Origin of the sequence: Cryptosporangium phraense (genome assembly GCF_006912135.1) — a bacterium.
GTDB classification, from domain to species: domain Bacteria; phylum Actinomycetota; class Actinomycetes; order Mycobacteriales; family Cryptosporangiaceae; genus Cryptosporangium; species Cryptosporangium phraense.
On record NZ_VIRS01000054.1, the window covers coordinates 13,690 to 33,627 of the forward strand.

19 protein-coding genes and 1 pseudogene are annotated in these 19,938 nt (G+C 70.4%); 6 read left to right on the top strand and 14 right to left on the bottom strand.

The window, feature by feature from the left end; genetic code table 11:
* Positions 1-105: 105 nt before the first annotated feature.
* The gene (locus FL583_RS37835; RefSeq protein ID WP_240746954.1) at positions 106-990 is read left to right on the top strand and encodes an HAD family hydrolase; all 885 of its coding nucleotides are present in this window, start codon (positions 106-108) and stop codon (positions 988-990) included.
* A gap of 102 nt (positions 991-1,092) precedes the next feature.
* Here FL583_RS37835 and FL583_RS40640 read toward each other — a convergent pair whose 3' ends face one another.
* From FL583_RS40640 to FL583_RS37875, 9 genes are all read right to left on the bottom strand, one after another.
* Positions 1,093-1,251, bottom strand: a complete 159-nt coding sequence (locus FL583_RS40640) for a hypothetical protein (protein WP_170324085.1) — start codon at positions 1,249-1,251, stop codon at positions 1,093-1,095.
* 73 nt (positions 1,252-1,324) lie between these two features.
* Positions 1,325-2,272 carry a lysophospholipid acyltransferase family protein gene (locus FL583_RS42210; RefSeq protein WP_240746955.1) on the bottom strand — a complete coding sequence of 316 codons (948 nt, stop codon included), beginning with the start codon at positions 2,270-2,272 and terminating at the stop codon, positions 1,325-1,327.
* 576 nt (positions 2,273-2,848) lie between these two features.
* Positions 2,849-3,940: an NAD-dependent epimerase/dehydratase family protein gene (locus tag FL583_RS37845; RefSeq protein ID WP_142709739.1), complete on the bottom strand. Its 1,092-nt coding sequence runs from the start codon at positions 3,938-3,940 to the stop codon at positions 2,849-2,851.
* Between the two features lie 35 nt (positions 3,941-3,975).
* Complete coding sequence (locus FL583_RS37850) at positions 3,976-4,074, bottom strand: 30S ribosomal protein bS22 (RefSeq protein WP_003948845.1); 99 nt, start codon at positions 4,072-4,074, stop codon at positions 3,976-3,978.
* A 1,343-nt stretch (positions 4,075-5,417) separates the two neighbouring features.
* Complete coding sequence (locus FL583_RS37855; protein WP_142709751.1) at positions 5,418-5,624, bottom strand: helix-turn-helix domain-containing protein; 207 nt, start codon at positions 5,622-5,624, stop codon at positions 5,418-5,420.
* A gap of 303 nt (positions 5,625-5,927) precedes the next feature.
* On the bottom strand, positions 5,928-6,731 hold the full coding sequence (proC, locus tag FL583_RS37860) for a pyrroline-5-carboxylate reductase (protein WP_142709740.1): 804 nt from the start codon (positions 6,729-6,731) through the stop codon (positions 5,928-5,930).
* A gap of 12 nt (positions 6,732-6,743) precedes the next feature.
* Positions 6,744-7,664: a proline dehydrogenase family protein gene (locus FL583_RS37865; protein WP_142709741.1), complete on the bottom strand. Its 921-nt coding sequence runs from the start codon at positions 7,662-7,664 to the stop codon at positions 6,744-6,746.
* A gap of 163 nt (positions 7,665-7,827) precedes the next feature.
* Complete coding sequence (locus FL583_RS37870) at positions 7,828-8,583, bottom strand: sugar phosphate isomerase/epimerase family protein (RefSeq protein ID WP_240746957.1); 756 nt, start codon at positions 8,581-8,583, stop codon at positions 7,828-7,830.
* Between the two features lie 120 nt (positions 8,584-8,703).
* Positions 8,704-9,690: a Ppx/GppA family phosphatase gene (locus FL583_RS37875; RefSeq protein ID WP_142709743.1), complete on the bottom strand. Its 987-nt coding sequence runs from the start codon at positions 9,688-9,690 to the stop codon at positions 8,704-8,706.
* A gap of 101 nt (positions 9,691-9,791) precedes the next feature.
* Between FL583_RS37875 and FL583_RS37880 the strand changes: the two genes are divergently transcribed.
* Complete coding sequence (locus FL583_RS37880) at positions 9,792-10,580, top strand: DUF3109 family protein (RefSeq protein ID WP_142709752.1); 789 nt, start codon at positions 9,792-9,794, stop codon at positions 10,578-10,580.
* On the opposite strand, the gene FL583_RS37885 is transcribed toward FL583_RS37880, so the two are convergent.
* A complete protein-coding gene (locus FL583_RS37885) occupies positions 10,577-11,554 on the bottom strand; it encodes a helix-turn-helix domain-containing protein (protein ID WP_142709744.1) in 978 nt (325 codons plus the stop codon). The genes FL583_RS37880 and FL583_RS37885 overlap by 4 nt on opposite strands.
* Positions 11,555-11,671: 117 nt before the next feature.
* Here FL583_RS37885 and FL583_RS37890 point away from each other — a divergent pair, with 117 nt between their 5' ends.
* Positions 11,672-11,854 carry a hypothetical protein gene (locus tag FL583_RS37890; RefSeq protein ID WP_142709745.1) on the top strand — a complete coding sequence of 61 codons (183 nt, stop codon included), beginning with the start codon at positions 11,672-11,674 and terminating at the stop codon, positions 11,852-11,854.
* Between the two features lie 225 nt (positions 11,855-12,079).
* Positions 12,080-13,129 (top strand): annotated as a pseudogene (locus tag FL583_RS43345) (IS110 family RNA-guided transposase).
* A 132-nt stretch (positions 13,130-13,261) separates the two neighbouring features.
* Here the strand turns inward: FL583_RS43345 and FL583_RS37900 are convergent.
* Together FL583_RS37900 and FL583_RS37905 are read right to left on the bottom strand one after the other, a co-directional pair.
* Positions 13,262-13,942: a response regulator transcription factor gene (locus FL583_RS37900; protein ID WP_142709746.1), complete on the bottom strand. Its 681-nt coding sequence runs from the start codon at positions 13,940-13,942 to the stop codon at positions 13,262-13,264.
* Positions 13,939-15,213: a sensor histidine kinase gene (locus tag FL583_RS37905; protein WP_240746959.1), complete on the bottom strand. Its 1,275-nt coding sequence runs from the start codon at positions 15,211-15,213 to the stop codon at positions 13,939-13,941. Before FL583_RS37905 ends, FL583_RS37900 begins: the two co-directional genes overlap by 4 nt.
* Before the next feature lie 182 nt (positions 15,214-15,395).
* Here FL583_RS37905 and phoU point away from each other — a divergent pair, with 182 nt between their 5' ends.
* Both phoU and FL583_RS37915 read left to right on the top strand, forming a co-directional pair.
* A complete protein-coding gene (gene phoU, locus FL583_RS37910; protein ID WP_142709747.1) occupies positions 15,396-16,046 on the top strand; it encodes a phosphate signaling complex protein PhoU in 651 nt (216 codons plus the stop codon).
* Positions 16,047-16,063: 17 nt separating this feature from the next.
* The gene (locus FL583_RS37915; protein WP_142709754.1) at positions 16,064-16,756 is read left to right on the top strand and encodes an HAD-IA family hydrolase; all 693 of its coding nucleotides are present in this window, start codon (positions 16,064-16,066) and stop codon (positions 16,754-16,756) included.
* A gap of 142 nt (positions 16,757-16,898) precedes the next feature.
* Here FL583_RS37915 and FL583_RS37920 read toward each other — a convergent pair whose 3' ends face one another.
* Together FL583_RS37920 and FL583_RS37925 are read right to left on the bottom strand one after the other, a co-directional pair.
* Positions 16,899-17,648, bottom strand: coding sequence for a phosphoglyceromutase (locus FL583_RS37920; protein WP_142709748.1), 750 nt, complete (start codon positions 17,646-17,648; stop codon positions 16,899-16,901).
* Positions 17,649-17,661: 13 nt separating this feature from the next.
* Positions 17,662-19,938: discoidin domain-containing protein (locus FL583_RS37925; RefSeq protein WP_142709749.1), on the bottom strand; the 2,277-nt coding region annotated here is incomplete at its 5' end.

Consider the following 19,938-nt stretch of genomic DNA (forward strand, 5'->3'; position numbering starts at 1 on the left):
CGGGCGGCACAGAGCGCGGTAGGCGGCCGACCGTACACTCAGGGCGGGCCGCTTTACGGCGACAACGCGCGTTTCTGCACGTCAGGGTGTTTCGGAGGGAGCAGCGTGAAGACGCTCACTAACCGACGCGGCCGTCCCCGCGAGGATGCTCTCGCGGTCGTGGCCGGAGCCGCCAGCGCGGCTGCCGCCGAGGTCGCGTCGCCGCCGCTCGTCGTGCCGGACTCGACCGCGGCCGCGTTCTTCGACGTCGACAACACGATGATGATGGGCGCGTCGATCTTCCACTTCGCCCGCGGCCTGGCCGCGCGCAAGTACTTCCGCAGCCGCGACCTGTTCGGCTTCGCCGTCCAGCAGGCCAAGTTCCGGATGTCCGGCGTCGAGGACGCGGCCGGGATGACCACGGCCCGCGAGGCCGCGCTGGCGTTCGTCGCCGGCCGCGACGTCTGCGATCTCCTCGGCCACGCCGAGGAGATCTACGACGAGGTCATGGCCAAGCGGATCTGGTCCGGCACCCGGGCGCTGGCCCAGATGCATCTGGACGCCGGGCAGCGGGTCTGGCTCGTCACGGCGACGCCGGTGGAGCTGGCGAACATCATCGCCCACCGGCTGGGGCTGACCGGGGCGCTCGGCACGGTGTCGGAGATCGTCGACGGGAAGTACACCGGCCGCCTGGTCGGTGAGCCGCTGCACGGGCCGGCCAAGGCCGAGGCGGTGCTGTCGCTCGCCCGCCGCGAGGGGCTCGACCTCGACCGGTGCACCGCGTACAGCGACTCGGTGAACGACGTCCCGATGCTCTCGACGGTCGGTACCGGGGTGGCGATCAACCCTGACACGGCGCTGCGGAAGGTCGCGCGGGAGCGGGGCTGGCAGGTGCGTGACTACCGCACGGCCCGCAAGGCCGCCAAGCTCGGCGGCCCCGCGGTGGCGGCAGCCGGCCTGGTCGCGGGCGGAGTGGCCGGCACGTTGGCCGTGAGGAAGCGGATCGCCTAGGACGCCGGATCGCACGCCGATCGACAGGAAATCGGGGTTATCCGGCGCGTTTTAGCCCCGTTTTGTCGTCGAAGCGTGCCGGCACGCGGACGCGGGCTAGTTCTAATTCTCGACGTCGCGCTCGGGGCGCTCTTCGTCCGGGCGGTCGGCGCCCTCGGCGCGCCACACCTCGGCGAGTGCGTCGCCGCCGGTCTTGTCGGGGTTGGCGCTCTCGCCGGCGTAGATGTCGGTTGTCGGTTCGTCTGAGGTCGGCTCGGTCATGGCAGCCGAATACCCCGGACCGGTCACCCACACACCGCTCGCCGCGCGGCGTCGTCCTGGGCGGGCCGCCCACTCACCCGAACACGGACTTCCGGCGCATCAGCAGCTGGTAGAGCATCTGCTGGATGGTCTCCCGGACCTGGTCGGTCAGGTTGAAGACCTGCATCGGGTCGTCGGCCCCGGCGGCCAGGGCGGACGTCTCGATCGGCTCGCCGAACTCGATGTACCACTTCGACGGCAACGGCACCGCGCCGAGCGGACCGAGCCACGGGAACGTCGGCGTGAGCGGGAAGTACGGCAGCCCGAACATCCGGGCGATGATCTTCGCGTCGCCGAGCTTCGGGTAGATCTCCTCGGCCCCGACGATCGCGCACGGGATGATCGGCGCCTTGGTGGCCAGCGCGGCGGACACGAAACCGCCCCGGCCGAACCGCTGCAGCTTGTACCGCTCGCTGAACGGCTTCCCGACGCCCTTGAAGCCCTCCGGGAACACACCCACGAGCTCGCCGTTCTCCAGCAGCCGTTCGGCGTCCGGCTGGCAGGCCAGAGTGCTGCCGGACTTGCGCGCGATCTCCCCGACGAACGGCAGCTGGAACACCAGGTCGGCGGCGAGCAGGCGGAGCTTGCGCGAGGCCGGGTGGTGGTCGAGGAGGCCGAGCTGGAGCATGGCCGCGTCGAGCGGGATCGTGCCGGAGTGGTTCGCGACGACGAGCGCGCCGCCGGTGTCGCTGACGTTCTCGAGGCCGGAGATCTCTACCCGGAACCATTTGTCGTAGACCGGGCGGAGGGCTGGGGCGAGGATCGAGGAGGAGAACTCGGGGTCGAAGCCGAACTCGTCGGTCTCGTATTCGCCGGTGAGGCGTCGACGGGCGAACGCGAGCGCGCTCGCGACCCGCCGATCCCACACGTCCGGCTCCCGAGCCGCCGCGGGCGCGCCGGCCGCATCGGCCGCGCCGGCCGCATCGGCCGCATCGGCCGCGTCGGCCGCGGAGGTCGGGGTGGGCGCTCCAGCGCCGCGCACGGCCTTCTTCGCAACCCGGCCGGCACCAACCGCCGGAGCCCGCCCCGCCGGTGCGGCCGAGACCGGGTTCGCCGTGGCCGCGCCGGTTGCGGCCGAGCCCGCCGGGGCCGAGCCCACTGCGGCCGAATTCACCGGGGTTGGGCCCACCGGGGCCGAGCCCGCCGGGGTTGGGCCCACCGGGGTTGGGCCCACCGGGGTTGGGGGGCCGGCAGTGCGGCCCGGCGTAGCACGGGCCGCAGCAGCCGGATCCGCCGTAGCTGGGCGCGCGGGTGCCTTGGCGGCGACTTTCTTGGTCGCGACCTTCTTCGCGGCGACCTTTCGGGGCGTCTCCGCCCCGTCGGCACCCGAAGTCCCTACCGGCCTGGCCTTCTTGGCCGGCGCCTTCTTAGCGGGGACCTTCTTCACCGGAGCCGAAGCCGAAGCTGGAGCCGGAGCCGCGGCCCCCGAGTCGTTCGAGACCGGGGCCGAAGCGTTCTCCGGCTTCTCGGTGCGTGAGGCACGGGCGGCGCCGCTGTCGAAGGGAATGATCTGGGCGTCGGGCATGTGCGGCACTCCTTGCCAACCGGGGGTCTCGCCCTACCGGGTTCCTCGAACCGACTCCACCAAGCGTCTCGCCGCCGACCAGCGCGCGGTCAGCGTCCGCTCGACCGCACCCAGATTCTCCGACGACAGCACCGACGCGAGATCGCTCCCGCGGACGAAATCGTCGAAAGCGCCCGCGGTGGTGTACGCGGGGGTGAAGCCGAACTCCTGCTGGAGACGGGTGATGTCGACGACCCGGCCGTACGTGAGCAGCCGGGTCTGTTCGGCGGAGAAGTCGATGGCGCCGGCCTGCCGCACCACCATCCCGAGGTACGGGGCGGTGAACGACGGAACCGGCAGCGGGACACGCCCGGCCCGCCGGATCGCCTGCGACAGCAGCAGCGAACCCGGGCCTGCGACGTTGTAGGTACCGGGGTGGTCCTCGAGTACGGACCGGCAGAGGACGTCCAGGCCGTCCTCGGCGTGCAGGAACTGCAGCCGGGCGTCGTAGCCCAGCACGGTCGGGACGACCGGCAGCGCGAAGTACCGGGCCAGCGGCGTGTCGATGCGCGGGCTGAGCATGTTCGCCAGCCGCAGCGTCGTCACGATGACGTCCGGGCGCCGCCGGGCGAAGCCCCGGACGTAGCCCTCGACCTCGGTGGCGTCCTTCGCGTACCCGCTCGGCGGGTTCTGCTTGGCCTGGATGTTCTCGGTGAACACCGCCGGGTCGCGGGGCGAGGCCCCGTAGACCGCCGTCGAGCTCCGGACGACCAGCTTGCGGACCGTGGGCGCCTTCTGGCACGCCGCGAGCAGCTGCATCGTGCCGATGACGTTGAGCTCTTTCATCGACGCCCGGCCACCGAGGCCGGCCGGGGTCGCGAGCACGCTCATGTGCACGACGGTGTCGACGCCGGAGTCGGCGATGACCTTCGCGATCAGCGGGTTACGGATGTCGGCGCGCACGAATTCCGTGCGGCCGATCCGTTCGGCTGTTTCCGCGTCCGGGGCCACCGTGTCGACGCCGAGTATCCGCTCGATACTCGGGTCGGCGGCGAGGCGAGCAGCCAGGCGTCCGCCGAAGTACCGGCTGACGCCGGTGACCAGGACGACCCGGGGCGCACCGGAGCGTGATTCATCTGCCGACATGGGCCCTCCCGTATCCGGTTGCCCCCGGCGGCGGCTTATTTCTTGTTGCGACGCTGGACGCGGGTCCGCTTCAGGAGCTTGCGGTGCTTCTTCTTCGCCATCCGCTTGCGGCGCTTCTTGATGACCGAACCCATACGACTTCCTCAACGATCTTCGACTGGATTGAGCAGAGCAGAAGTACACCCTATCCGATCCCCCGGACCCACCCGCGCGCCGAGCGTCCCCCTGAGCGCTCCCACGGCAAGACACCGCCGGGCGCGAGCGCCCGACCCAGCGCTCACCAAGACCGGCGCCCCCGCCCAGGACCCTTCAACCGTGACCGCCACCACCCTGCCCACCCCACCGCTACCGCCGCCGCCCCCACCCCGCCGCTGCGACCGCCGCCGCCCCCACTCGGCGGCCACACCTGATCACGCGGCACGACGGGCTTCCGCCCGAGAATGCACCCGCGAGCTGAGCATCCGCCGGTCCATACTCGCCGAACGCCCCCAGCCGTGAATGCTCGACCTGGTACCTGCCCTGAGCGGCGGCAAGGTCGCGGTCGCTCAATTCACGGCACTCGACCTCGACCCGCAGGTTTCGACCGAGTTCGGCTGGGAGGTCGAGCTGGACGTGGTGATCGGCCCGGGCGTCCCGAGAGCACCCCATCCTCACCCGCGGCCGCCATCCGAGCGCGCCCCCTGCGCCGTGGCCGGCGCCCCAACGCACCCACCGCAGTCGCACTCCATCGCACTGCGCCTCCTGGCTCGGGCGCAACCGGGCGCGCCACCCAGAGCCCCCTAAAGCGGTGCTACAACAAGTAGGCCCCAACCAACCGCAGCGTCACCACCATGAACGGCCCAGAAGCCGCACCTCCGACCGCGGCACCGAAGGGTCCGCCACCGCGCCGGGCATCTTGCGGGCCATCCATCCCTCACCGCGCAGCGCACTCCCTCGTCGGGGTAATCGCGAGCGCGCATGACCCGAATACACCCCAGAGCGGCGCCCGTCCCCACCAACCTGAGCCGCTGCCACCATGGCTTCCGACACAGAAATCGCGTCGATCGCCAGGAACCGCGAGCGCTCCAGCCTCGACCCCGCTCAGACTGGCGCCGCCACACCCCGGTTGTCGCGCCCGGAGGGTTCCGCCCAGAAGAAAGCCTCGCGAACCCGCGCAGCAGTCCTGGCTAGATCGAGCGCCGCCAGGCGCGAGCGCACTGACCTGGAGCCCGTCCAGGGCGGCGCTGCCGATCGGGCGCGACGACGCCGCGTATGTACTGATACTCAAGTCGTCGCGCCCGCTCGGCAGCGTCGTTCTGGGCGGGCCGCCCACAAACAGAAAAGCCGTGGTCGGGAACCGGCAGGGGGGCCGGCGCCGAGCCACGGCTGTCCTGTTGGGCGCTGAGCGCCCGATCAGGTCAGGTTCCCCTACCCGGGGTGGAGAATGCAGCGGACTCCCCGGCCGCTACCTACTCGAACCCGAGTCGGAGCCGTCACTTCAGGCGGTGTCGGTGAACGCGTCGCGAAGATACTCGTGAACCGCACGCTCGGGCACTCGGAACGAGCGACCGACCCGTACGGCGTTCAACTCTCCTGAATGGACGAGCCGGTACACGGTCATCTTCGAGACTCGCATCAACGTCGCCACCTCAGCGACGGTGAGGAACCTAACGTCGGACAGATTGGACGGTCCTACTACTGCCATACGACCCACCTCACCCGGGCACGTATCGGGTGCCGGCTTCCCCTCCGGCACGGTGGTCACGCACGTGCTCTTAGTAGAGTAACGGTGCAAGTGGGAGCGAGCGATACCCTCCGCAACTCTGTCCTGGCTTATCGCGACGGACGCCACCCTTTCAACCGGGTTTGCCCCACTTTGGACCGACGCGATTCATGTTTTGTCACGTCCCGGACAGCTCGCGCGTCCCACTATTTGCACGCGGAGCCCACCACGCGGCCCGCCAACCACCCCACCGACCACAGTGGGCCCACCCGCGCCAGCGCAGAATTAGTACAGTTTGCCCAGTTCCACCGAACGGTCCCGGGCGGCCTCGATCGCATCGAGAAGCGCCGAGCGAACCCCGTGCCGCTCCAGTTCCCGGATCGCCGCGATCGTCGTCCCGCCCGGGGACGTGACCGCCTCGCGCAGCTGCACCGGATGCGTCCCGGTGTCGCGGAGCATCGTCGCGGCGCCGAGCGCGCTCTGCACGATCAGGTCGGCCGCGACCTCCCGGGAGATCCCGAGCAGGATCCCGGCGTCGATCATCGCCTCGACGAGGAAGAAGAAGTACGCCGGCCCGGACCCGGACAGCGCGGTCACCGCGTCCTGCTGTGACTCCGGCAGCCGCCGGACCTTCCCCACCGGCGACAGCAGCGCCTCGGCCGCGGCCAGGTGCTTCTCTTCCGCGTGCGCCCCGGCCGAGATGACGCTCATCGCCTCGTCGACCAGCGCGGGCGTGTTCGGCATCACCCGGATCACCGCGACGCCGTCGGCCAGCCGCTGCTCGTAGTACTTCGTCGGGATCCCGGCCGCGACCGACACCACCAACTGGTCGGCGCTCACCAGGGGGGCCAGCGCGTCCAGCAGCGTGCCGACGTCCTGCGGCTTCACCGCGACGATCAGGGTCCGCGCGTGCGCCACCGCCTCGGCCGCGGAGACGACCCGGACGCCGTACCGCGAAGTGAGAAACGCGCCCCGCTCCGACGACCGCTCGACGACGACGATGTCCTCCGCCGCCGCACCGGCCCGGCGGAGACCCGAGAGCAGCGCCTCGCCCAGCTTGCCGCCACCGAACAGCGCCAACGTATCCACGACGAGAATCTCCTAGCGGCTAGAAACCAGCGACCGCGCGAACAGCGCCACGTACGCCGGACGCTCGGCCAGCCGTCGCATCAGGTACGGGTACCAGTCCGGCCCGAACGGCAGGTAGATCCGGACGGTGTAGCCCTCCCGGGCCAGCCGGCGCTGCTCGTCCGGGCGCACCCCGTGCAGCATCTGGAACTCGAACGAGTCCGGCGTGCGGTCGTACCAACGGGCCCGCTCCTCGCCGATCGCGATCAGCCGGGGGTCGTGGGTGGCCAGCATCGGGTAGCCGTCGCCGGCCATCAGCACGTTCAGGCAGCGGACGTACGAACGGTCGACGTCCAGCGCGGTCTCGAAACCGACCGACTCCGGCTCCGCGTACGCGCCCTTGCACAGCCGCACCCGCGACCCGGCCACGGCCAGGTCGCGGCAGTCGGTCTCGGTGCGGCGCAGGTAGGCCTGCAGCACGGCGCCGGTCTGCGGGTAGTCGGCCCGCAGCGCGGTCAGCGTGTCGAGCGTCAGGTCGGTGGTGGTGTGATCCTCCATGTCGAGGGTCACGGTCGTGCCGATCGCGGCCGCCGCCTGGCAGATCTTGCGGGCGTTCTCGGTCGCGAGCTTCGGGTCGAGCCGCTGGCCCACCGCCGACAGCTTCACGCTCACCTCGGCCGGCGGCGCGACCCCGGCCGCGGCCAGCGCCTCGAGCAGCCCGGTGTACCCGGCGGTGGTCGCGGCCGCGGCGGCCTCGTCGGTGGTGTCTTCACCGAGCCGGTCGAGCGTGACGGTCAGGCCGTCGGCGATGAGGTCGCGGGTGACGCGGACCGCGTCCTCCACCTGGTCGCCGGCGACATAGCGCGCGACCAGGTTCTGCGCGACCGACGCCGTGGTTACCAGGCGCTCGACGGTCGGGTGGCCGGCCGCCGCGAGGATCGCCGTTCGAAGCATGACGCGAGCCTAACCGCCCCCAATGAACGCAACGCCTCCGGACGGGTTGGTGTCCCGGTCCGAAGGCGCGCTCGGGGCGCCTTGGTGGGGCGTCCTCGGAAAGAGTACGAGCGTCCTACGAAATCAGCACGACATCGGGGTGTATCCGTCGCAACATGTGGGATCAGACCGCGGCCGGCGCGGCCAGGTGCAGGCGCGCGAACGCCAGCGATTCGGCCAGGTCGGCCTCCCGCTGCTCGCGGTCCATCCCCCGCGTCGACACCTCGACGACGACCGACCCGTCGAACCCGCGGGCGGCCAGCCGCTCGAGCACGGTGCCGCAGGGCTGGTCACCACGGCCGGGCACCATGTGCTCGTCCTTGAACAGCCCGCTGCCGTCGGCCAGGTGCAGGTGCGCGAGGCGGTCACCCATCCGGTCGAGCAGCGCGAGCGCGTCGGTGCGGGCCACCGCGGTGTGCGACGTGTCGAGCGTGAAGTGCCGGTACGGGCCGGACGTCGGGTCCCAGTGCGGCGCGTACGGGACGAACGCCCGCCCCCGCGCCCGCAGCGGGAACATGTTCTCCACCGCGAACTTCACCGACGTGTCCTGCCCCAGCTTGTCGATGCCCTCGACGAAGTTGCGCGCGTACTCCCGCTGCCAGCGGAACGGCGGATGGACGACGACGGTGTCCGCGCCCAGCGTCTCGGCGGCCTCCCGCGACCGCCGCAGTCGTTCCCACGGGTCGGGGCTCCAGACGCGCTGGGTGATGATGAGGCAGGGCGCGTGGACGGACAGCACCGCCAGGCCGTACTTCTGCTGCAGGTCGCGGAGCTGGTTCAGGTCCTGGCTGATCGGATCGTTCCAGACCATGACCTCGACACCGTCATAGCCCAGCGCAGCGGCGATCTCGAACGCCGCCGGGGCTGTCTCTGGGTACACCGAGGCAGTGGAGAGCCCGACTTTCGCGGCCGGAACCCGAACCGTCTGCGGTGTGTCGCCTTCCCTGGTCACTCCATCCAGAGTAGCCCCCGGCGGTTTCCGTCAACCGCCCCCAGTCGCTCAGGCGTTCGCGGGTACGCGATCGGTGACGACCTCGGGCAGCGACGGGTCCTGGATCCCGCTGTCCAGCCAGTCCAGCCGCTGCAGGATGACGCCTTCGCGCAGCGCCCACGGGCAGAGCTCGACCTCGGTCAGGTCCAGCCGGCGCATCGCCGCCTCGGCAACGACCGCACCGGCCAGCAGCTGGTGCGCCCGGCCCGAGCTCACGCCCTCCAGCTCGGCCAGGTCGGACGAGGAGATCCGGGAGATGAACTCGGTGATCTGACGCAGCCCGTCCACGGTCAGCGTCCGCCGGACCCGCGCACCCGCCGCCGAGGGCGCCGCGCCGGCCAGCCGGGCCAGCGTCCGGAACGTCTTGGACGTCACGACCGCGCGGTCGATCGGGCCGGCCTGGCCCACGGCCGCGGCGACCGAGTCGAGCGTGCTGTCGACGTATTCACGCAGGTCGGCGATCTCGCGCCGGCTGGGCGGGTCGTTCGACAGGCGCTCCCGGGTCAGCCGTCCGGCGCCCAGCGGCACCGACAGCGCCAGGTCGGGGCTCTCGTCGACGCCGACCGCGATCTCCAGCGAGCCGCCGCCGATGTCGAGGCAGAGCAGCCGCCCGGCCGACCAGCCGAACCAGCGGCGGACCGCGAGGAACGTCAGCCGGGCCTCGTCCTCGCCGGACAGCACGGCCAGCGCGACGCCGGTCTCCTTCCGGACCTTCTCCAGCACCTTCTCGCCGTTGCGCGCCTCGCGGATCGCCGACGTGGCGAACGCGAGCAGGTGATCGACGTCGAGCCGGCGAGCGGCGTCCTTGGCCGAGGCCACCGCGTCGAGCAGCGAGTGCGCGCCCTTGTCGGAGAGCTTGCCCGAGTTGTTCACGGCTTCGGCCAGCCGCAGCACCGACTTCTCGGAGTACGCCGGGGTCGGGTGCCCGCCCCGCCGGGCGTCGACCACCAGCAGGTGCACCGTGTTGGATCCGACGTCCAGAACCCCCAACCGCATTCCTCGACGGTACGCCCTGATTCGTGCCTCATCCTCCCTGGTCACTCACTGTTCATTCAGGCCGTAGGCTTGGTTGCGTGGCGCGTACCGTCCAGCTTCCGATGCCCCGTCCCCGCGATGCCGAGGTGTCCCTCGACTTCACTCGTGAGTGGTTGGAGCTGATCGACCCGGCCGACCCCGAGCACGTGGTGAAGGCCGACCTCACCTGGTTGCTGTCCCGCTGGACCTGCATCTACGGCGTGGGCTGCCACGGCGTCGTCGAGGGCCGGGCCGAGACCGGCTGCTGCAGCCACGGGGCCTTCTTCACCGACGACGACGACGTCGAGCGGGTCGCGAAGTTCGTGAAGCGGCTCGGGCCGGCCGACTGGCAGTTCTACCGCAAGGGGAACTGGAAGGCCTGGACCGAGCGCGACTCGGTCGGCGACGAGGAAGACCGGCTACGGACCGCGGTCGTCGACGGCGCCTGCCTGTTCCACAACCGCGAGGGGTTCCCGGGCGGGGCCGGGTGCGCGCTGCACGCGCTGGCGCTGCGCGAGGGACTGCACCCGCTCGAGACCAAGCCCGACGTCTGCTGGCAACTGCCGGTCCGTCGCGAGCAGGACTGGGTGACGCGCACCGACGGCACGCAGGTACTCGTCGACACGTTGGGCGAGTTCGACCGGCGGGGCTGGGGCGAGGGCGGGCACGACCTGCACTGGTGGTGCACGTCGGCGCCGGAGGCGCACGTCGGCGCGGAGCCGCTGTACCTCACCTACGGGCCGGAGCTGACCGCGCTGATCGGCGAGTCCGCGTACGCGGAGCTCAAGCGCCTCTGCGAGGCGCGCGAGGCCCGAGGCCTCATCGCGCCGCACCCGGCGACGGTCGAGGCCTCCCGCGCGGCCGGCGCCTAGGCAGCACCTTCTTCCTCAGGGCATTCGGACGCGCTGCGGAAAGCGCGGCGGTAGTCACGCGGGGGGACGCCCCGGCGGCGGACGAACTGGTCGCGCAGGGCGGCCGCGGTGCCGAACCCGACCCGGCGGGCCACCTCCTCGACCGGCAGGTCGCCGCCCTCCAGGAGTTCCTCGGCGCGGTGCAGGCGCTGCTGCAGGAGCCAGGCCCGCGGGGTCGTCCCGGTCGTCGCGCGGAAGTGCCTGGCGAAGCTGCGCGGGCTCATCAGCGCCTTCGCCGCGAGCACCTCGACGGTGAGCGCCTCGTGCAGGTTCATCCGCATCCAGGCGAGCACGTCGACGAGGCGGTCGGAGTCACCGACCTCGGGCAGTGGCGACACGATGTACTGGGCCTGCCCGCCGTCCCGGTGCGGCGGCACGACGACGGACCGGGCCAGCGCGTTCGCCACCCGGGCGCCGTACTCGCGGCGGACCCAGTGCAGGCAGAGGTCGAGCCCGGCCGCGCTGCCCGCCCCGGTGAGCACCCGGCCCTCGTCGACGTAGAGCACGTCGGCGTCGATCGTCACGTCGGGGAATTGGCTCGCGATGTACACCGAGTTCTGCCAGTGGGTGGTGGCCTTGCGTCCGGCCAGGAGGCCGGCCCGGCCGAGCACGAACGTGCCCGAGCAGAACCCCATCAGCGTGGCCCCGCGGTCGTAGGCCCGGCGGAGCGCTTCGAGGTAGCGCTCGGGCGGCGGGCTGTCGAAGTCTTCCCAGGGCAGGACGAGCACGAGGTCGGACTCGTCGATGCGGCTGACGTCGCCGTCGAGGTTGATCGTCGCCCCGTAGCGGGTGCGGATCGGGCCGTCCTCGGCCGGGACGATCCGGAAGTCGAACGGCGGGAGGCCGATCGCGGTGCGGTCATAGCCGAAGACCTCGGTCGCGATGCCGAAGCTGAGCGCGCCGATCATGTTGGGGGTCACGCCGGTGACGATCATGCGCCCATCATGGCAGCTTTCTTGCGATCAGCGATACACCGACGTTGGCAGACTTCTTTCGAGCGTGGGCGTTCCGGTCACTCACGCCGTCACACGGTCCGGCGGGACCCTGATTGCATGTTCGCAATCGACTGCCCCCACCACGGGGCGCGCACCCTGGCCAGCACCGACGACATCCGCAGCTACTCCAACACCGACCACGGAATCGTGATGGAGGTCGAGTGCCACTGCGGCGGCATCGTCACCGTCACCATGGGGCGCACCGCGCGCGAGCTCGACGCCTGCGGCGCAGCCGCTTGAGCGCCCCCAGGCGCGTTTGCTCTGACTGTGAGGCTGGTGGTGTCGGCTCGCGTAATGATGAGCTGGCGGCTGGCAGCGGCGGGTGTGACTCGTGTTCTGACTGACTGTGTGTCTTGGCCAGGACTTGTCCGCCTGCTGCTGCCTGGCACCGGCCCGGCCGGAGAGGATGGCCTGATCAGGAGCTTGACCGCCAGTTAACGGCTGGCGCGTCCCATCACAGTCCGCATGACCATGCTGACAGAGATCGCCGAGGTCGTCATCGGCGTCGATACCCATAAAGACACCCACACCGCCGCGGTCCTCGACACCCGCACCGGCGGGGTCTTAGCCCGGATCAGCATCACCGCGGACCCCGACGGCTACACCCAGCTCATGGTCCTGGCCGACCAGCACTCCGGGCTGCGCGCCTGGGCCCTGGAAGGCTCCAGCGGATACGGCGCCGGACTGACCCGCCACCTGACCGCCGCAGGAGAACTGGTCGTCGAACTCGACCGGCCACAGCGCCCGGCCCGGCGAGCCGGAGCAAAGTCCGACCCGATCGACGCCGAACGCGCCGCCCGAGACGCCCTGGCCCGACCTCGGCTGGCACAACCCACAACCGGCGGCCAACGCGCAGCGTGACAACTGCGCCTGACCGCCCGCCGCGCCGCGGTCGAAGCCAGCGCCGAAGCCCAGCAGCAACTCCACGCCCTGGTCATCACCGCACCCGAGCCGGTCCGCGCCCGCTTCCGCGGGCAGAGCACCCGGACCATGCTGGCCACCGCGACCCGGCTGCGCCCGGCCACCACCCGCGACGTCGAGGTCTTCACCAGCCTGACCGTGCTGCGCGAGCTGGCCCGCCGGGTCAGCTTCCTCGAAACCGAAGCCACCGGACACGAACACGCGATCCGCGCGATCGTCCGGTCCTGGCGCCCGGACCTGCTCACCCTCACCGGCGTCGGACCCATCGTCGCCGCCACCGTGCTCACCGCCTGGTCCCACCCCGGCCGCTGCCGCAACGACGCCGCGTTCGCCATGCTCGCCGGCGTCGCACCCATCCCGGCATCCTCGGGAAAAACCGTGCGTTACCGGCTCAACCGCTCCGGCGACCGCCAACTCAACCGGGCCCTGCACACCATCGTGCTCACCCGCCTCCGGCTCGACGAAACAACTCAGGCCTACGCCGACCGACGTCGCGCTCAAGGCAAAACCGACCGAGAAATCAAACGCTGCCTCAAACGCTACGTCGCCCGAGAGCTCTACCGACTCCTCGAAAACGGACCCTCAACCACTTGACGCGTCATAGGAGCGTCCTTGAGCCCGCCCAGGGCGACGCTGGCGCTCGAGCGCGCTGACGCCGTGGCATCAGCGGAGCGCCATAAGGAAGCGCGCTCGCGCGTCAGCGTCGTTCTGGGCGGGCCGCCCAAATTAAGCCTCGAACTTGTAGCCCAGGCCTCGGACCGTGACGAGGTACTGCGGGTTCGACGGCGACGGCTCGATCTTGGCGCGGAGACGCTTGACGTGGACGTCGAGCGTCTTCGTGTCACCGACGTAGTCCGCACCCCAGATCCGGTCGATCAGCTGCCCCCGGGTGAGCACCCGACCAGCGTTGCGCAGCAGCATCTCCAGCAGCTCGAACTCCTTGAGCGGCAGCGAGATCCCGTCCCCGTTGACCGTGACCGTGTGCCGGTCGACGTCCATCCGCACCGGGCCGGCCTCCAGCGTGGCCGGGGTCAGCTCCTCGGGCTCGGTCCGGCGGCGCAGCACGGCCCGGATCCGGGCGACGAGCTCCCGCGGCGAGTACGGCTTGGTGACGTAGTCGTCGGCCCCGATCTCGAGCCCGACGACCTTGTCGATCTCGCCGTCCCGAGCCGTCACCATGATGATCGGCACGGTCGAGCGCGCGCGCAGCGTGCGGCAGACCTCGGTGCCGGACAGACCCGGCAGCATCACGTCGAGCAGAACGATGTCGGCACCGGCTCGATCGAACTCGGTCAGCGCGTCCGGCCCGGTGGCGGCGAGCCCGACTTCGAAACCCTCCTTGCGGAGCATGTAGGACAAGGCGTCCGAGAACGACTCCTCGTCTTCGACCACCAGGACTCGGGTCACGCGTCACCTCTCGTTACTGCTGTGGGGTGTTCGGGCGGCTGTTCAACGGCGCCCGGATCTAAGTTCGGTTGGTTGTCGCCGCCGGAGAACTCGGCCAGCCCGTCAAGGTCTTCGAGCGCGTCGAAATCCTCGAACGGCGAGTCGCAGCCGGGGTCGGGCAGGCGGATCGTGAACGTCGAGCCGGATCCCTCCACGCTCCAGACGTCCACGCTGCCGCCGTGGTTGGTGGCGATGTGCTTGACGATGGCCAGGCCGAGCCCGGTGCCACCGGTCGCGCGGGACCGGGCCGGGTCGGCCCGGTAGAAGCGCTCGAAGATCCGGTCGAGGTCGGCCTCGGCGATGCCCATGCCCTGGTCGGAGACCGAGATCTCGATCAGGTGCCCGCGACGGCGGGTGCCGATCGCGACCCGGGTGCGCTCGGGGCTGTAGGTCACCGCGTTCTCGACCAGGTTGACCAGCGCGGTGATCAGCTGGTTCTCGTTGCCCTCGACGACGAGCCCGCGCTCGCCGCCGGAGACCACCGAGATCGACTTGCCCTCGGAGACGGTCTTCGTCCGGTCGACGACCTCGGAGACGACCTCGTCGACCGGAACCGCGACCGGCTCGGGCAGCGGGTCGGCGCCCTGCAGCCGGGACAGCTCGATCAGCTCCTGGACCAGCCGGCCCAGGCGGCCGGACTCGTGCCGCATCCGCGAGGCGAACCGCTGGACCGCAGCCGGGTCGTCCACCGCGTCGAGCATGGCCTCGGCCAGCAGCGAGAGCGCTCCGACCGGCGTCTTGAGCTCGTGGCTGACGTTGGCGACGAAGTCGCGGCGGACGTTGGCCAGCCGGTGCGCCTCGGTGACGTCTTCCACCTGCATCACGGCGTGGCCGCCGACGCCGAGCGGGGCGGCCCGGACCCGAACCCCCAACGGTTCCAGGCCGCGCCCGCGCGGCAGCTCAACCTCGGTTTCCCGCACCTCACCGATCTGCCGGACCTGCCGGCTGAAGGCGCGGAGCACCGAATGTCCGATCCGACCGTCCCGGACAACCCCTAGCCTACGTGCCGCGGGGTTCGCGAGCACGACTTCGTCGCGGGGATCCAGAACAACGACGCCAACTCCCAGTCCGTCCAGGCTCCGGCGGACCAGATCGAGGTCCATCTCGGTGGTCGGCGGAGGGGTCGCCTCGACCCGCGGCGAGCGCCGCGAGAAGGCGTGCACCGCGACCCCGACAGCGACTCCGAGGAGTACGGCCGGGACGCCGATGAGCAGCGCCGATACGAGATCCACGACAATGATCGTATGAGGCACTCGGAGTGCCGTGACCCTAACGTGACCGCTTGACCGAAATCTGCGGCAGCTGTTCACCGGATGGCTGCTCAACTTTCAGTGGATCGACACCGATGGGGACAGCTGGATCGACGCAAAGCCCACTAGCGTCGAGAAAACTGCCGAAACTCTGCGGGGAGTACATGCGCGACTCGTTCCACGGCGAGCTCTCCAAGATCAACGAGATCCTCGTCCGGATGACCGACCTCGCCCAGCTGGCGATGGATTCGGCGACGAAAGCGCTGCTCACGTCCGACCTGACGCTGGCCGAGGCGGTCATCTCGGGCGACGCCCAGATCGACGCGCTCCACCGGGAACTCGAAGAGCGGTCGATGGACCTGCTGGCCAGGCAGCAGCCGGTCGCGGTCGACCTGCGGACGATCATCGGCGGGCTGCGGATGGTCTCGTCGCTCGAGCGGATGGGCGACCTGGCCCGGCACATCGCGACCATCGCCCGGATGCGGTACCCGGACTGCGCGGTTCCGGACGAACTGAAGCCGATCTTCGCCGAGGCCGCCCAGGTGGCCGACAAGATCATCGCCAAGACCCGCGACGTTTTAGTGGAACGAGACGTATCTCTCGCCTCGGAGATCGCCAAGGACGACGACCGGATGGACGCGCTCCATCGGGAACTGTTTGCCCGGGTTTTGGACGACAACTGGGCCCACGGAATGGAGGCCGCGATCGACGTGACGCTGCTCGGGCGGTTCTACGAGCGTTACGCGGATCACGCGGTGTCGCTGGCCAGGCGGATGGTCCAACTCGTGACGGGTGTGCTGCCGGCGAGCGCCTGAGGAAGAATGCGGTCGTGATGGCCGCGCAAACGCACCGACTCGCCCACCCCGAGACGTGGTCGACCACGCTCGCCGGGATCCTCTTCGATCTCGACGGGACGCTGGTCGACTCCACCGGGGTCGTGGAGCGGCAGTGGGCGACGTTCCTCGGGTGGTACGGGTTGCCGCCCGAGGCGCTCCCGAAGCAGCTGCACGGCAAGCGGGCCGAGGAGCACATCCGGGAGATGCTCCCGGCCGACCAGGTCGCCGGTGCGGCCGCGCGTCTGGCCGCGCTCGAGGCCGGCGACATCGCCGGCCTGACCGCGGTCACCGGCGCCCACCAGCTCGTCGACGCCGTGGACGGGGTCGTGCCGTGGGGAATCGTCACCAGCGGCACGCTCGCGGTCGCCACGGCCCGGCTGGCCGCGGTCGGCCTGCCGACGCCGAGCGTGCTGGTGACCGCGGAAGACGTCCGGGCCGGCAAGCCCGACCCGGAGCCCTACCTGATCGGGATGGAACGGCTCGGCGCCGGCGGTGCGGTCGTCGTGTTCGAGGACGCACCGGCCGGCATCCGGTCGGGCCGCGACGCCGGCTGCCCGGTCGTCGCGGTGACGACGTCCCACCCCGCCGAAGACCTCACCGAAGCGGACGTCGTCGTCCCCGACCTGACCGCGATCACACTGCGCGCTCCCGCACGAGACGACGCGGCTGTCCTCACCGCCGCAAGCTGAAAGCGCCGAAGGCGCTTTCGTTCTGACGTGGAGCCCGCCCAGGGCGGCGCCGGCAGTCGAGCGGGCCGACGCCGTGGCCCTTGGCTTGCCGCCTCAAGGAGGCCCGCTCGCCTGTCGGCGTCGTTCTGGGCGGGCCGCCCACCTAGCGGCCCTGGTTGGCTACGGCGGCGACGGCTTCCTTGGCCGCCTCCGGGTCCAGGTAGGTACCCCCGGGATTGGTGGGACGAAGATCCTCGTCCAGGTCGTAGCGGAGCGGAATGCCGGTCGGGATGTTCAGGCCGGCGATCGCCTCGTCGCTGACGCCGTCGAGGTGCTTCACGACCGCGCGCAGCGAGTTGCCGTGGGCCGCCACCAGCACGGTCTTGCCCGCCTGCAGGTCCGGGACGATCGAGTCGTACCAGTACGGCAGCGCCCGGGCCAGGACGTCCTTGAGGCACTCGGTCTGCGGACGCAGCTCCGGCGGCAGCGATGCGTACCGCGGGTCGGCGAACTGCGACCACTCGGCGTCCCGCTCCAGCGGCGGCGGCGGGGTGTCGTAAGAGCGGCGCCAGAGCATGAACTGCTCCTCGCCGAACTCGTCGAGCGTCTGCTTCTTGTTCTTCCCCTGCAGCGCGCCGTAGTGCCGCTCGTTCAGGCGCCAGCTCCGGGTGACCGGGATCCACAGCCGGTCGAGCGCGTCCAGCGCGATCACCGACGTCCGGATCGCCCGACGCAGCACCGACGTGTGCAGGACGTCCGGCAGGAGGCCGGCCTCCTTGAGCAGTTCGCCGCCGCGGCGCGCCTCGTCCTCACCCTTGGCGTTGAGGTCGACGTCGACCCACCCCGTGAACAGGTTCTTCGCGTTCCACTCGCTCTCGCCGTGGCGGAGCAAAACCAGGGTTCCGATCGTCATGCCGTACAGCCTGTCACACGTCGATGTGCACGACGGAGAGCGAGTAGGGCGGGAGCGTGACCTTGGGGGAACGGGGACTGGTCTTGGCCGGCGGATGGCTCTTCGCCGGTTTCCCGCCGTTGTCCTCGGTCTTGCCGGGCTCCCAGTCGTACTGCTCGCTCGAGTACTGGTACATCCGGACGTCACCGTCGAGGTCACCCCCGGACGCGGCGATGTCGACCGTGACCTCCTTCTTCGGGTCCTTGTTGATCAGCAGCACCGACACCTTGCCGTCGGGACGCCGGACGCCGTACGCGGTGACCTGCGGGTTCCCGTCCGGGTAGGTGAGGTTGCTGGTGGTCTCGAGCACCTGGTGCTCGTCGTTGCCCGGCTCCACCCAGTGCCGGGTCACCAGCTGGGCCGCGTAGTACCCGACGACCGGCCGGATCTGGAAGTCGTCGTAGAACTGCAGCATCATCAGGTTGCCGTACGTGTCGCACGGCTTGCCCTCTTCCTCCTGGAACACCCAGTTGGGTTCGAGCCCGTAGAAGTAGCTGGTGTGGCCGCCGCGGGCCAGGAACCGGGCCGCGGTCTCGGCGTTGACGATCGCGCCCGGGAACTCCAGCTCGACCTGGCCGGCGAACGACGAGTAGCCGTACTCGGTGATCACCATCGGGATGTCCCGGGGCAGGCCGTTCTGGTACTGCTTCTCGATGATCGCGTCGAACAGCACCGGGTGCTGGGCGATCTGCTTCGCGTGGTTCCCGCACACGTCGTCGAACGGGTACCACTCGAACGAGAAGAAGTCGAAGTCCTCCATCCGGTCCCGGCCCTTGAGGTACTTCACGAACCGGCTGGTCCAGGAGCGGTCGCCGCTGGCGTCGGCCCAGTGGATCCAGTCCGGGAGCACGGTCTGGTAGCCGGGCCCGCCCAGCTGGACGTCGGGGGCGACCTTCTTGATCGCGTCGGCGACCTGGAGGTAGAGCGCGCCGTAGTCCTCCGGCGTCGCCATCTGACCGTCGGGCTCCTCGCCCATCTCGACCTGGGTGAACGGGTACTTCTTCTGCTTGAGGTACGAGATCAGCGCGGCCGCGTCCTCGGGGATTCCATAGAGGACCGGGACCGGGATCATCATCGGCTCGTCGTTCGTCAGGCCGCTGGCGTAGGTGCGCTCGAAGCTCGCGTGCTCGTAGTCCTTGTCCAGGTCGGCAGCGCTGTGCCAGGGGTCGGTCGACGACACCCAGGTCGGCGACTGCTGCTGGTCCTTGCGGTGGACGATGTGGTCGACGAACGACCCGTCCTTCGTGTACCCGATCGAGAGCTCGCGGACCGCGTAGCCGAGCCGGTCGCGGATGTCGGTCGAGCCTTCCGGGGCGGTGTTCGAGTCGGCGGTGAGCACGATCCGGACGAACTGCGCGTTCACCGGGGCGTCGGCTACCGTGACGGTCTGTTTCCCCCCACTGCCTTCGAACGACGCGGACGGGAAGTCCTTCCAGTTCGCGGTCGGGTGCGACGGGTGGATCGCGTCGTTGCTGCCCGACCAGTACTGGACCTTGAACCGGGTCGCGTACGGCGTGCCCCAGTTGATCGTGACGTCCTGGACGGGCTTCGCGTAGCCGAGGCTGATCATGATCCACTGCGCGTGCTCGGCGTCGGGCTCGCCGGTGAAATGCGAGTCCAGGTACGGGTTGCTCTTCCAGAAGGTGTTCGGGTCGCCGTCGGTGAGCTTGGCGAACGCGTCGTTGTTGGCCTGGTCGATCGTGTTGCCGCGGCGCGGTAGGTGGTAGCCGTAGGAGACGCCCGCGTCCTTGGTGATCGTGTCACTGGAGGTCCAGTAGCCCTCTTTTTTGGACGCGTTGGACCAGGTGCCGGTGGGGTTCCAGTGCCAGGCCTTGACGCCGAGTTCGGTGCGGAGGCGGTAGCTGATCGCGCCCCAGCCGGCCGACTTCATCGCGCCGATGTTCTTGTCGGTCCAGACCTTGGCGATCTCGCCGCCCTCGAGGCCGTCGACGCCCGCGCCGAGCTGCTTGTGCGGCTGGAACTTGTTGACGACCTTGTCCAGCGCGACCGTGACCAGGCCGTCGGCCGGGCCGCTGAGCAGGTGGAACGGAATGAAGCGGAGCTTGCCGTCGGCCGCCATCACCGCGGTCGCGACGAGGGCGGCGGCGAGCGAGATCAGCTTCGGGCGCTGCCAGAGCGGCCGCTGGTCCAGTACCTTTCGCTGCCCGTTGCGCCCCCGCCGGTGGGCGCCGCCCCGCGTCGGCGGCCCGGCGACCGCGGTGGCGTACGGCCCGGTCTGCGAAGCCACGTC

Coding starts and splice junctions, on each gene's coding strand:
- FL583_RS37855 (WP_142709751.1), bottom strand. CDS start 5,624: ATGGCAGTAGTAGGACCGTCCAATCTGTCCGACGTTAGGTTCCTCACC.
- FL583_RS40640 (WP_170324085.1), bottom strand. CDS start 1,251: ATGACCGAGCCGACCTCAGACGAACCGACAACCGACATCTACGCCGGC.
- FL583_RS37880 (WP_142709752.1), top strand. CDS start 9,792: ATGCCCCGTCCCCGCGATGCCGAGGTGTCCCTCGACTTCACTCGTGAG.
- FL583_RS37890 (WP_142709745.1), top strand. CDS start 11,672: ATGTTCGCAATCGACTGCCCCCACCACGGGGCGCGCACCCTGGCCAGC.
- FL583_RS37845 (WP_142709739.1), bottom strand. CDS start 3,940: ATGTCGGCAGATGAATCACGCTCCGGTGCGCCCCGGGTCGTCCTGGTC.
- FL583_RS37865 (WP_142709741.1), bottom strand. CDS start 7,664: ATGCTTCGAACGGCGATCCTCGCGGCGGCCGGCCACCCGACCGTCGAG.
- FL583_RS37850 (WP_003948845.1), bottom strand. CDS start 4,074: ATGGGTTCGGTCATCAAGAAGCGCCGCAAGCGGATGGCGAAGAAGAAG.
- FL583_RS37875 (WP_142709743.1), bottom strand. CDS start 9,690: ATGCGGTTGGGGGTTCTGGACGTCGGATCCAACACGGTGCACCTGCTG.
- FL583_RS37920 (WP_142709748.1), bottom strand. CDS start 17,648: ATGACGATCGGAACCCTGGTTTTGCTCCGCCACGGCGAGAGCGAGTGG.
- phoU (WP_142709747.1), top strand. CDS start 15,396: ATGCGCGACTCGTTCCACGGCGAGCTCTCCAAGATCAACGAGATCCTC.
- FL583_RS37915 (WP_142709754.1), top strand. CDS start 16,064: ATGGCCGCGCAAACGCACCGACTCGCCCACCCCGAGACGTGGTCGACC.
- FL583_RS37885 (WP_142709744.1), bottom strand. CDS start 11,554: ATGATCGTCACCGGCGTGACCCCCAACATGATCGGCGCGCTCAGCTTC.